The 12,721-nt window shown below is 59.7% G+C and carries 9 protein-coding genes; 4 read left to right on the top strand and 5 right to left on the bottom strand.

Annotated features, from left to right (window positions below; genetic code table 11):
* Positions 1-150: 150 nt before the first annotated feature.
* Entirely contained in the window at positions 151-804 is a 654-nt protein-coding gene (locus NW834_RS02050) for a cobalt-precorrin-8X methylmutase (RefSeq protein WP_414329503.1), read from the bottom strand.
* A gap of 101 nt (positions 805-905) precedes the next feature.
* Between NW834_RS02050 and NW834_RS02045 the strand changes: the two genes are divergently transcribed.
* Complete coding sequence (locus tag NW834_RS02045) at positions 906-2,024, top strand: alpha/beta fold hydrolase (protein WP_414419861.1); 1,119 nt, start codon at positions 906-908, stop codon at positions 2,022-2,024.
* Between the two features lie 138 nt (positions 2,025-2,162).
* Here NW834_RS02045 and NW834_RS02040 read toward each other — a convergent pair whose 3' ends face one another.
* On the bottom strand, positions 2,163-2,810 hold the full coding sequence (locus NW834_RS02040) for a flavin prenyltransferase UbiX (RefSeq protein WP_011431889.1): 648 nt from the start codon (positions 2,808-2,810) through the stop codon (positions 2,163-2,165).
* A gap of 166 nt (positions 2,811-2,976) precedes the next feature.
* Positions 2,977-3,507 carry a hypothetical protein gene (locus NW834_RS02035; protein ID WP_238376845.1) on the bottom strand — a complete coding sequence of 177 codons (531 nt, stop codon included), beginning with the start codon at positions 3,505-3,507 and terminating at the stop codon, positions 2,977-2,979.
* A gap of 533 nt (positions 3,508-4,040) precedes the next feature.
* Between NW834_RS02035 and NW834_RS02030 the strand changes: the two genes are divergently transcribed.
* The 3 genes from NW834_RS02030 (at position 4,041) to NW834_RS02020 (ending at position 7,992) form a co-directional block, all read left to right on the top strand.
* Positions 4,041-4,283 carry a DUF751 family protein gene (locus NW834_RS02030; protein WP_041436092.1) on the top strand — a complete coding sequence of 81 codons (243 nt, stop codon included), beginning with the start codon at positions 4,041-4,043 and terminating at the stop codon, positions 4,281-4,283.
* 278 nt (positions 4,284-4,561) lie between these two features.
* A complete protein-coding gene (locus NW834_RS02025; protein ID WP_414419860.1) occupies positions 4,562-6,097 on the top strand; it encodes a site-2 protease family protein in 1,536 nt (511 codons plus the stop codon).
* Between the two features lie 44 nt (positions 6,098-6,141).
* Positions 6,142-7,992, top strand: coding sequence for an aspartate kinase (locus NW834_RS02020; protein ID WP_414419859.1), 1,851 nt, complete (start codon positions 6,142-6,144; stop codon positions 7,990-7,992).
* Positions 7,993-7,998: 6 nt separating this feature from the next.
* Here the strand turns inward: NW834_RS02020 and psbA are convergent, their stop codons facing one another.
* Both psbA and carB read right to left on the bottom strand, forming a co-directional pair.
* Positions 7,999-9,054 (bottom strand): photosystem II q(b) protein, encoded by a 1,056-nt coding sequence (gene psbA, locus NW834_RS02015; RefSeq protein WP_414341568.1) that lies wholly within the window; start codon positions 9,052-9,054, stop codon positions 7,999-8,001.
* A 341-nt stretch (positions 9,055-9,395) separates the two neighbouring features.
* Positions 9,396-12,611: a carbamoyl-phosphate synthase large subunit gene (gene carB / locus NW834_RS02010; RefSeq protein ID WP_414419858.1), complete on the bottom strand. Its 3,216-nt coding sequence runs from the start codon at positions 12,609-12,611 to the stop codon at positions 9,396-9,398.
* Positions 12,612-12,721 lie beyond the last annotated feature (110 nt).

Raw genomic sequence — 12,721 nt, 5'->3', positions numbered from 1 at the left:
AACCATCTGAGCCTCAAAGCGCTCAGCCGACCGCTGCTGCTCGGCCCGCATTTCTTGGATTTGTTCTTGTTGTTGCTGAAGGTTGCGAATCAGCCACTCCTCTTGTTCTGGGGTCATGGGAAAGGTCTGAAGATATCCCTTCAATTCTAGTCAGTTGGGGATGGGATCCCGTTGAGCTGCCAAGAGAAGGGCATTGACAATGGCAGCAGCAACTGGGGATCCGCCTTTGCGGCCCTCCACCCGAATCTGGGGAACATCCGTTTGCGCCAACGCCTGCTTGGCCTCTTCCACCGCCACAAATCCCACCGGCACTCCGATCACCAAAGCCGGCTTGACCCGCTGTGCCCGAATCTCCTCCACCAAAGCCAGCAACGCGGTGGGGGCATTGCCAACGACAAACAGGGCTTCTGGATAGCGGCGTGCCAAGTTCACCATCCCATTGGCGGCGCGGGTTTGACCGGGCCAACGGGGCTCCTCCACCCAGTCCAAAGCACAGTAGAGGGGGATCCCTTGGGCTTTCAGACCTGACTGGATCCCAGCTGCCACCATCCTGACATCGACAATGACAGGCTGCTTTTGCCGTAGGGCTGCCAGGGCGTGTTCAACGGCGTTGGGGCCGAAGAAAAAGCGATCCCGCAGCTCAAAGTCGGCAGTGGCATGAATGGCACGGCGCACCACCTCATAAGGGATCCCTTGCCAGGGGTGGGGGCCGATCTCCTGATCGATCTGGCGAAAGCTGGCAGCGGTAATCGGGTCTATCCCGAAGGCTTCATCCATTGGGTCTGGGGTTATGGACACAGTCATGCTGGCATGTCCTGGAAGATATAGAAGAACCGGTGGCAAAGTACGTCCTATTAAATGATGAGCCGAGGAAACCACTAAGATTGGTCTAGCCTAAATTGGAGATGAGCCTATTGTTATCACCCACTTCTCCCTTGCACGGACTCGACTCCCATCCTTCCCCTTCTGCTCCCGTCGGCGCCAATTCCGTTGGCGCTCCCGGTTTCTCCTCTGTTGATGCGCCCCCCCCTTCCCCAACGGGCAGCGACAGGGATCCCTTGTCGGCTTTGCCTCGCTACGGCTACTCCCAAACCTGGCATTGGCGGGGCTGGCCCATCCATTTCACCTACACCCCCAGTCGCGCCCAAACCCTTGCCGGTGTCGTCAACTTGACGGCAGCTCCGGCCCTTTTAATCCATGGATTTGGAGCGTCAGTGGGTCATTGGCGCCACAACATTCTCCCTCTGGGATCCCAGCGCTCCGTCTATGCCCTCGACCTGCTGGGATTTGGCAAGAGTGCCAAGCCGGAGATTGCCTACAGCGTTGATCTGTGGGTGGAGCAGGTACACGAGTTTTGGCAAACTCACATTCAGCAGCCCAGCATCCTGGTGGGCCATTCCATCGGGGGCTTGGTGGGAGTCATTGCCGCCGCCCGCTATCCCCAGATGGTGAAGGGCCTGTGCTTGATTAGCTGCGCCGATGGGCCCCATCCGGAAGAATTGCCCTCTCCCTGGGATGCTCTGGTGCGAGCCCTCTGCGAAGGGATTCTGTCGTTGCTGGGGTGCCCCCTCACTTATCCCCACCTCTTCAACTGGCTGCGACAAACCGAGGTGCTACGAGCTTGGATCAAGAATGTCTACAAGCGGGATGAGCAGGTGGATGACGAGCTGGTGCAGATCTTCCAGAGACCGGCCTTTGAGCCGGGGGCAGCCCACGTGTTTTTGGACGGTCTGAGGGCCATTCTCTGCCGCCGCTTCGACAGCCCCAAACGCCTGCTGCCCACCCTAAAAATGCCTATCTTGCTACTTTGGGGCCGAGAAGATCCGGCAGTGCCCAGTTTTTTGGCAGACCAATTTAAGCGCTGGCAACCTGCCCTCACCTTGGTGAAGCTGCCGGGAGTAGGCCACTGCGCCCACGACGAGCTGCCTCACTGGGTCAACACCCTCATCGGGGAATGGGCGGCCAGTCTGGAGACCTGCCCTGACTTGCCCACCCCCCTTCAGCGGGATCCCCTAGTCAGCTAGTTCAGCAAGTTACCAACGACCAACTTCCCTCCTCCTTGGGAGAGGGGCTGGGAGTGAGGGGCATCAACATGGGACACTCCCCAGACTGAAGTACTCCCAAGCCAGATCCAAGCTTCCCACCGGGAAAAGGGATCCCGCTCAGAGATCAGGGGGCAGCTTGAGGATCTGATGCTGGCGCATCCCCTGCCAGCGGCGAATGAGATCGCCATCAATACCGAACTGATCCAACGCCTTCACCACCACAAAATCCACCAAATCTAGGATGGTACGCGGCTGGTGGTACCAAGCTGGAATGGCCGGAACAATGCGCGCCCCCGCTTCTGCCAGAGTGGTCAAGTTGCGCAGGTGGATCAGGCTAAAGGGGGTTTCCCGCGGCACCACCACCAAGCGTCGTCCCTCCTTGAGCTGCACATCAGCAGCCCGCTCCAGCAGATCCGAGCTCAAGCCGGCAGCCAACTTGGCAACTGTACCCATACTGCACGGGATCACCAACATCCCCTGCGTGCGATAGGAGCCACTGGCAATGGTTGCCCCCACATCCTGCCAGCGATGACAAACTAGGGATCCACCGCTGCTCTCGGCTTGCTGTCGCCAAAAGTGGGCCTGCTTGCGGGGGTCTGTCGGCAGCAGCACCCCTTGTTCTCCCTGCCACACCTGATAGGCCGCTTTGGAGGCCACCACTTCGACGCGGTAGTCCAGGCTGAGCAGAACATGCAGAGCGCGCACAGCATAGAGCATCCCTGAAGCGCCTGATACGCCAAGGATGATGGGCAGAGAGGATGTCAAGGGCCGCTGGGGAACGTCTTCTGCTCAAGTCTAGCGAGGGGAGCCGTCCCTCGCCTGCTCAGGAGATCCCTAACCCACCGCTCCAAAAGACTTGCACAACGCGGGATAAAAATGCTCCTGGCACAGGTTGAAGGCAGCGCTCAAGCCCCAGTCTGACTCTTCTCTGTTAGGTCTGCAGATTTTGCCGCCCGTTGCGGATCACCCGCAAGGACTCCACCAACCGCAACTCCAAGTCTTGCAACACCTGATCCACGTAACGGTGGGCCTCCCGCTGCAGGCGCTCCGATTCCTGCAGTGTCTGTCGCCGCACCTCCTCACTATGTTGATAGGCTTGTTGCAATAACTGCTCCGCCTGAGCTTGGGCCTGTCGCAGAATCGCCGATTCGTTGAGGAGCTGCTCAGCCCTACGTTGGGCCGCGGCCACAATTTCTTGGGCGTAGCGATTGGCCTCTGCCAAGATCCGATCCCGCTGGCGCAGCAGTTCCTCCGCTTCCTCCAGGGCTGTCGGCAGGTTCAGGCGGATAAAGTCTAACTGCTCCAGAATCTTTTCCTCTTCAATAAGGGTGCGAGACCAAAACAGGCGAGGGCTACTGAGAATGGCTGCCTCCAATTGATCCAGGGCCTCCTGGACGCGCATCAGAGCCAGGGTCTGATCCCCAAAGGGTACGCCGGCACGATTGGAAGGATCAGAGGGCAATTCTCGCATCAGTCTATGAAGAGGGGAGGCTGCACTGAGCAAAAGAGCAGATCAGGCAGGATAACGCCTACCATATCAGGTTCTCGGTTTCCTGAATCTGCGCAGTCTCCCCTTCGCTCCAACCACTCTTCGTGAAGTAGATGTTCTTTTTGATATGAGGGGATGATGGACTTTCTCCCTCGCGGAGGCTGTGAGCCAAGCGGCAGAGAGGCTGCTTACCGGTCGGTTGGTGCCACAGCGGCTGGGGAGCCGAGGTTGCTCGGCTGCCAAAAGAGCGCCAATGGAGGAGATTTATAGTCATTTTGAATAGGAATAAAACATTTCCGTTGCCTTGCTCTCCAACCCCCCTCTCCCAGAGAGATGAGCTGGGGGGTCGCGGCAGCGGCGCGGAGCGTTTGGGGAGTGTCTCAATCTAGTTTGAGATGACTACACTTTTTGAGTTGCCGCCAGTTCCCTGAAGATGGCCAGCCTCCAGATGGTTGACAGCTACCTATGGCACACTGAGAAAAAAGGAGTTGGAGCCCCAGCCTCTTATGCCACAACCGCAGCCCCCCAGAAGACTGGAAGACCAGTTTGTGGAGAATGTCTCCCGTTATCCCACTTACTTTATTACCGTTTTGCTGGGGGGGATCTGGGCTGGCCTCCAGCCTTTTGTCGGCCTGTATCGCAAAAGTCCAACAGCGGCGGCTATGGTTACGCTGGGATCCCTTTTGTTGCTTCTATTTGTTTATTTCACCCTGCGAGGCATGACAGGGAATACCTTTTGGCCAGAATAGATACTGGGTTGAGGTTGGGGCCCATGGGCGAAGCTGTGCAGTGGACGCCGGCAGCATAAGCACGCCTCAAGGGGATCCCTCTTTTTCGCCCCACTGCTGACAAGAAGTAAAGTGCTCCGCACCGCTCGCGCGAATGAAAAGTTTGCCCCGGAATGGTGGCGGTCTATGGGCAGGCCAAGCCTCAATTGGCTCTTCAGGGATCCCGGCTGCAAGCTGTAGCGAGGGGATTGGATTTGCCGCTAGCTTGGTAGAGGTGTTCTCCTCCGTTTTTTGAACTCATGGCAGATTGGATCCTGTTGGCGCTGGTGGGTTCTGCAACCTACCTGCTGCTGCAAAAAAGTGTGGCCCGCCTTTCGAAGGTGCCGTGGCGGATCCTGTGGCTGGTGATGATGCTGCCCCCTTTGGTTTGGGTGCTGGGGCGTCAGGTGTTTCAGTACGAATTGCCTCCCTTGCTGATGTTGCTGCTGTTTCTCACCTCCTACTTTACCAGCATGACCTTGGTGAGACGAGGGGGTATTCGACCCTCAACCGGAGGCCCTCGGCCAGAGGTGGAAAACTCCTCTCCAGAAGCGGATCCCTCGCCGGCTGGGGAACCTGAGCCAGAGGAAGAGGAGGAAGACGGCGCCGCAGATCCGGTCTCGCTGGCTCTTGCCCACACCCCCATCTCCGAAGTGCCGCGGGAGAAGCTGAGCCATTGCTTCCCCTGGAACGTCTTTTATTTGCAAAATGTGGAGTACCGCCCCCAGGCGATCATCTGCCGGGGCAACTTGCGGGCGGATCCCAGTGAAGCCTATGAGCGGGTGCAGCAAAACGTGGAAACCACTTTCGGCAAACGCTTTTTGGTGGTGCTGCAGGAGGGGTTTGCCGGTAAGCCCTTTTTTGCCTTGGTGCCCAACCCGGCGGCGCGGCGCTCCCTGGCGGACAGTCGAGAGTTGCCGCTGCTGGCTTTGGGGCTGTTGCTATTCACCTTCTGGACAACCCTCAGTGCTGGGGCCCACGCGGCTGGGGTTAGCCCTGACCGGCTGCTGCATTTGCCCTCTCTGATGAAAGGATTGCCCTATGCGGTCGGGATCCTTGCCATTTTGGGATCCCATGAGTGGACTCGTTACTGGGTGGCCCGCCGCCACCACATCAAAACCTCGCTGCCCTATTTCATCCCGGTGCCTTTTGTCCTAGGGACTTTTGGGGCGTTTATCCAGTTGAAAGAGCCGGTGCCCAACCGCAAGGTGTTGTTTGATATCGCCGCCGCTGGGCCGCTGGCAGGGAGTCTTGTTGCTTTGGGCATGCTGTTGCTGGGGCTGGTGTTTTCAGCGCCTGCAGATCCTCCCGCGGTGCCGGAGGGGCAGCCGACCCCGATTAGTTTTCATCGCATTGACCCGCGCCTATCGGTGCTGCTGGCAATTCTGGCCCGCATGGTGCTGGGGGATCAGTTGCAGCCGGGGCAGGTGATCGAGCTGCACCCGCTGGCCTTTGCCGGCTGGCTGGGCTTGGTGGTGATTGCCTTTAACCTCATGCCGGTGGGCCAACTGGATGGAGGGCACATTGTCCACGCAGTGTATGGACAGCGGATGGGAGCGAATGTGGGCCGGGTAGCCCGCTGGTTGGTGTTGCTGCTGGCTTTGACGGTGCAGCCTTGGCTGTTGCTCTGGGCGCTGCTGCTGTTTGTGATTTCCAGTGCTGACGAGCCGGCCCTCAACGATGTGACGGAACTGGACGAGGCCCGGGATCTGCTGGGGCTGGGGATGCTAACGCTGCTGGTGCTGATCCTGCTGCCGGTACCGCCGTTTTTGCAAAATGGACTGGGCTTGGCCTAGATCCGGGGTAGGATCCAAACCGCCCCTGACCTCGTTCTCCTCTCATGCAACGCAGCTTAATTGTTCAAAAGTACGGCGGTACCTCTGTCGGCTCTGTGGAGCGTATCCAGGCCGTGGCTCAACGGGTGGCCCACACGGTGAAGGCAGGGCATCGGGTGGTGGTGGTGGTCTCGGCGATGGGGGATGAAACCGATCGCCTTGTGGGCTTGGGGGAGCAGATCTTGCAGGGATCCCCGACCACGCCGGCTCAGTTGCGGGAATGGGATATGCTCCTTTCCACCGGTGAGCAGGTGAGCATTGCCCTGGTGGCTTTGGCGCTGCAACGCCTGGGGTGTCCTGCCCTTTCCCTGACGGCAGCCCAGGTGGGCATTGTCACCACTCGGGATTACAGCCGGGCCCGCATTTTGCACATCCACACCGACCGCCTGTGGCAGCACCTGGAGCGGGAAGAGGTGGTGGTGGTGGCCGGGTTCCAGGGGATTACCAGCCTGGCGGAGCTGGAGATCACCACCCTAGGTCGGGGGGGATCCGACACCACGGCGGTGGCCTTGGCAGTGGCTTTGGGAGCAGAGCTGTGTGAGATCTACACCGATGTGCCGGGGATCTTCACCACGGATCCGCGTAAGGTGCCTGAGGCCAGGCTGTTGCCGGAGATCACCAGTGATGAAATGTTGGAGCTGGCCAGCTTGGGGGCCCAGGTGCTGCATCCCCGCTCGGTGGAAATTGCCCGCAACTACGGTGTGAAGCTGCGGGTGCGCTCCAGCTTGGAGCCGTTGCAGGCGGGATGCGAGGGCACTCTCATTCTTTCTCCTCCCCCCCGTCCTCGTGCTGCCGACAGCAGTATCGAGCTGGGCCTGGCGGTGGATACGGTGGAGCTGGATCGGGATCAGGCCAAGTTGGTGTTGGTGGGGGTGCCGGATCGCCCTGGCATTGCCGCCCAGCTCTTTCAGGGGATCGCGGCGGCAGGGGTGAATGTGGATTTGATTTTGCAGTCGCTCCAGTTCACAGCCGCTCACGCCAGCGGGACGGACTCCTTGCCGCAGGGATCCGTGCCCCAGCCCACCAATGACATTGCCTTTACGGTCAGTCGGTCGCAGGTGGCCGAGGCTGCAGCCGTTGCCCGGCAGATTGGCCAAGAGCTGCAGTGTGCAGCGGTGATTGTGGATGAGGCGGTGGCCAAAATCAGCATTGCCGGGGTGGGGATGATGGGCCGACCTGGGATCGCGGCGCAAATGTTCCAGGTGCTGGCCGAGGCCGGGATCAATTTGCAGATGATCTCCATGTCCGAGATCAAGGTGAGCTGTGTGGTGGCTGCGGAGCGGGCCGGTGATGCCGCCTTGGCTCTGGGAGAGTCGTTCCAGGTGATCCCCCACTTGCATCGGGCAAAGATGCCGGCTGCCCCTCAAGACAGCCACCCGGTACGCGGTGTTGCCTTGGATTTGAAGCAATCGCGGCTGGGCCTTCGCAAAGTGCCGGATCGTCCGGGAACTGCCGCCCATTTGTTCGGGCGCTTGGCGGCTGCCGGGATCATCGTGGACACCATCATCCAAAGCCAGCGGGGCTACCACAACGGGATCCCCAGTACCGACATTGCCTTTACCGTGCCTCAGGATCAAGCGATGGCTGCTGAGGCAGTCTGCCGGCAGGTGGCCGAAGAGCTCCAGGCGGCAGGCGTTGACGCGGATCACGACATTGCCAAGGTCAGCATTGTCGGCGCCGAGATGGAAACCTACCCTGGCGTGGCTGCTCGCCTGTTTGCAGCCCTAGCCGAAGCCGGAATCAACATCGAGATGATCGCCACCTCGGAGATCAAGGTGAGCTGTGTAGTGCGCCGGGATCGAGGGATCCCGGCCTTGCAAGCTATTCACCGCGCTTTCCGGCTGGACTGCCCCTAGCCTGCCTTAGGGTTGAGCCGCCAGCAGCAAGGGAAAATGATGGGCGTTGGGGGCGTGCATCACCTGGATCCCCAGATTGGCGCGGTTGAGGAGATCGGCGTAGGTGGGGATGAAGCGGCCCTGGCTGTCCAGGATGGACTGGTTGAAGTTCAAGCCGTTCAAGTTAAAGGCCATTATGCCGATACCTATTGCCGCCGCCCAAATCCCCACTGTGGGCAGGGCCGCCATCCAGAAGTGGACGGAACGGCTGTTTCTCAGGCCCAGGCCGGGGAACCCCAGCCGCCCCAAGAACGCGTAGTGCCCGGCCAGGAAGTTGTAGGTGACTTCCTCCTGCCCGAAGCGGTAGCCGGCATTTTGTGACTCTTCTTCCGAGGTCTCGCGGATTAGGCTGGAGATCACCAGGGAGCCGTGCAGGGAGGCCAGCAGAGCGCCGCCAAAGACGCCGGCCACCCCCAGCCAGCTAGCAGGGTGCATGAGGATATTGTGCTCCGCCTGGAAAGCCAGCATGAAGTAGAAGGTGCCGGCGATCCCCAGGGGCAAGCCTTCCGAGAAACTGCCCTGGCCGATGGGGTAGACCAAGAGCACTGCCGTAGCCGCCGCCGCCGGAGCGGAAAACGCCACCGCAATCCAGGGACGCATGCCCAAGCGATAGCTCAGCTCCCACTGCCGGCCCAGGTAGCACCACACCCCGATCAGGAAATGGAGCACGATCAGTTGGTAGGGGCCGCCGTTGTAGAGCCATTCATCCAAAGAGGCGGCTTCCCAAATGGGATAAAAGTGCAAGCCGATGGCCGCCGACGTGGGCACCACCGCCGCCGAGATGAGATTGTTCCCCCCTATCAAAGAGCCGATCACCGGCTCGCGGATCCCATCCACATCCACCGGCGGAGCAGCAACAAAAGCGATCACAAAACAAAAGGCAGCCGCCAACAGCGTCGGGATCATCAACACGCCAAACCAGCCGATGTACAGCCGGTTTTCGGTGCTGGTTATCCATTGACAAAAGCCATTCCAACTCCAGAGCTGCCGTGCAGCCGAGGAGCGGCGAATTACCGTACTCATAGGCCAACTCCTAAAGAGACAAAACCATTCTTTGCTTTGTCGGCTTCCTTGAACGGGGCAAAACTCTTCCCGCGCCGACCGCCAAAAGCGTCTCCTTCTTTCAGGCTAGACAGTTTTAGGGACGCCGACAGGGATCCCTAACTTTCGCAACGGGACTGTGAAAAAAATGGATTTGTCGATACAAATCAGCACCGATATGTTGCAATTTGGAGGTCTTTGAGAGCTTCCCGGCGAAGGTCGGTCACTGGCAGTTGATGGCAGCCAAGCTTGAGCAGACGTTTCTTAAGGATAGGTTTAGGAAAGAGGTGCCGTCCGGGACCTGCTTTTTTTCCTCCAGAATCCTAGACAGAGAAAAAATCCTGCAAGCACTTCACCTGCAGGGATCCCGACTGCAAAGCACGGATGGCAGCCGCGGTGGCTTTGGCCCCTGCCAAGGTGGTCACCAGAGGGATCTTGTAAGCCAGGGCAGTGCGGCGGATCTTTTGGCCATCTTGCTGCGCCTCGACACCGGAAGGAGTGTTGATAATGAGCTGAATCTGGTGATTTTTGATGGCGTCGATGACGTGGGGCCGTCCCTCGTGCAGCTTGAGGACTTTGTCCACCGGGATCCCGTGCTCGGCTAAAACTTTTTGGGTTCCTTCGGTGGCCAACAGGCGAAAGCCCAGCCCCACAAACTCGCGGGCTACCGGGATGACCGCCTGTTTATCCCGGTCGCTGACGCTGATGAACACCGTCCCCTGGAGAGGCAGATTCTGCCCCGCCGCCAGTTGGGCTTTGGCGTAAGCGCGGCCAAAGTCCGTGTCAATGCCCATCACCTCACCGGTGGAGCGCATCTCCGGCCCCAGCAGCGTGTCGGTGCCGGGAAACTTGTGGAAGGGCAAAACCGCTTCTTTGACGGCAATGTGGGAGGGGATCACCTCCTGGGTAAAGCCCAGCTCTTCCAGAGTTTTGCCGCTCATCACTTGAGCGGCGTAGTCCGCCAGCGGATGGCCGATAGCCTTGCTGACGAAGGGTACGGTGCGAGAGGCGCGCGGGTTGGCCTCCAGGATATAGACTTGACCTTTTTGGACGGCGTATTGCACGTTGATCAGGCCCACCACCTTCAGAGCTTGGGCCAACTTCACCGTCCACTCGCGGATCACCCGCAGCACCTCGGGGCTGAGGGTGCGGCTGGGCAATACACAGGCCGAATCGCCCGAGTGGATCCCGGCCTGCTCGATGTGCTCCAGAATGCCGCCGATGGTTACGGCGCCGGTGCGGTCGGCAATGGCATCCACATCCACCTCCACCGCCTCTTCCAGAAACTGATCCACCAGCACCGGACGATCCGGATCCACCGCCACCGCCAGTTGCATGTAGCGCTGCAGGTCTTGGTCGGAATAGACGATCTCCATGGCTCGTCCCCCCAAGACGTAGCTGGGCCGCACCACCACCGGATAGCCGATGCGGCGGGCAATTTCCAAGCTTTCTTCCACGCTGCGGGCAATGCCGTTGGCCGGTTGGCGAATATCCAACTCCCGCAAGATGCGCTCGAAGCGCCCCCGATCCTCAGCAATGTCGATGGAGTCGGGGGAAGTTCCCCAGATGGGAGCCTGGGCTGCTGCCAGCCCCTGCGCCAGCTTGAGGGGAGTTTGACCGCCAAATTGCACGATCAGGCCGACCGGCTGCTCAGCATCCACCAAGTTCATCACCTCTTCATGGGTGAGCGGCTCAAAATAGAGGCGATCGGCGGTGTCGTAGTCGGTAGAAACGGTTTCCGGATTGGAATTGACCATGATCGCCTCGTAACCCAGGCGGCTGAGGGCAAAGGCAGCATGGCAGCAGCAGTAGTCGAATTCGATCCCCTGGCCGATGCGGTTGGGGCCACCTCCCAAGATCATCACCTTCTCTTTGCGGGCTGGGAAAATCTCCGACTCGCTCTCGTAGGTGGAGTACTGGTAGGGGGTAGCAGCCTCAAATTCGGCAGCGCAGGTATCCACAGTTTTGTAGGTGGGGATCACCCCCAGGCTTTTGCGACGGGCCCGCACCTGATGTTCCGTGGATCCGGTTAGGTGGGCAATTTGTCGGTCGCTGAAGCCCATTTGCTTGAGATGCCGCAGATCCTCAGCACTCAGGGATCCCAGCTCCCGCCCCTTGAGGGCTTGCTCCACCTCCACCAACTCCTGTAGCTTGTCGATAAACCAGGGATCGATGTGGGTGAGTTGGGCAATCTCCTGGGCAGAAAAGCCCATGAGCAGAGCGGTGCGGATAGTGAGCAGGCGGAAGGGGTTGGGGGTGCGCAGGTTGGCCCGCACTTCCTCCGGCTTGGGGAAAACCTCCGGCCTATCGCTGCCAAAACCGGGACGGTCGATTTCCAAAGAGCGCAGGGCCTTCTGGATGGATTCTTGAAAAGTGCGGCCAATGGCCATCGCCTCCCCCACCGATTTCATCTGGGTGGTGAGAACCGGCTCTGCGCCGGGGAATTTTTCAAAAGCAAAGCGAGGGATCTTGGTGACCACATAGTCGATGGTGGGCTCGAAGCTGGCCGGAGTTTTGCGGGTGATGTCGTTGGGGATCTCCGGCAGCGTGTAGCCCACTGCCAGTTTGGCGGCAATTTTGGCGATGGGAAAGCCGGTGGCCTTGCTGGCCAAAGCAGAAGAGCGGGAGACCCGCGGGTTCATCTCGATCACCCGCACCTCGCCGTTGGCAGGGTTGACGGCAAATTGCACGTTGGATCCCCCCGTTTCCACCCCAATTTCCCGCATGATGGCGATGGCGTAGTCCCGCAGCCGCTGGTATTCTTTGTCGGTGAGGGTTTGGGCTGGGGCCACGGTGATGGAGTCGCCGGTGTGCACCCCCATTGGGTCGATGTTTTCTATGGAGCAGATGATCACCACGTTATCCGCCAGATCCCGCATCACCTCCAGCTCAAACTCCTTCCAGCCGATGACCGATTCTTCCACCAAGATTTGGGAAACGGGGCTGGCCTCCAAGCCGGCAGCGCAGATCTCTTCAAACTCCTCCTGGTTGTAAGCCACCCCACCACCGGTGCCCCCCAGGGTATAGGCCGGGCGGATGATGAGGGGATAGCCGATCTCCTGGGCAATCTGCTTGGCTTCTTCCAGGGTGTGGGCCAGGCCAGAGCGGGGCACGGCCAAGCCAATCCGCTGCATGGCTTGCTTGAAGAGATCCCGGTCTTCGGCTTTTTCAATGGCCTCCCGCTTGGCCCCAATCAACTCCACCCCGTACTGCTCCAGGATCCCTTGCTGGGCCAGTTGCACCGCCACGTTGAGGGCCGTCTGGCCGCCCATGGTGGGCAGCAAAGCATCAGGGCGCTCCCGCTCGATAATTTTGGCCACAAAGTCCACCGTCACCGGCTCGATGTAGGTGCGCTCCGCCATACTGGGATCCGTCATGATGGTGGCGGGGTTAGAGTTGACCAAAACGACCTCATAGCCCTCTTCCCGCAGGGCTTTGCAGGCTTGGGTGCCCGAGTAGTCGAATTCGCAGGCTTGGCCAATGACGATCGGCCCCGCTCCAATGAGCAAGATTTTGTGGATATCGGTGCGGCGCGGCATAGGGATCCCACCAGGTGGCAGAGTCAGCCTTCTATTGTAGAGGTCACCTGCAGGTCAAGTTGCTCATCGGGATCCCTCTTTTTTGAGTGTTGCGCTTTCAAAGGCTATGC

This window comes from Synechococcus sp. R60.1 (genome assembly GCF_047461835.1).
Taxonomy (GTDB): Bacteria; Cyanobacteriota; Cyanobacteriia; order Thermostichales; family Thermostichaceae; genus Thermostichus.
Note: the sequence above shows the minus strand (reverse complement) of the source record. Positions and strands in the feature narration are given on the sequence as shown.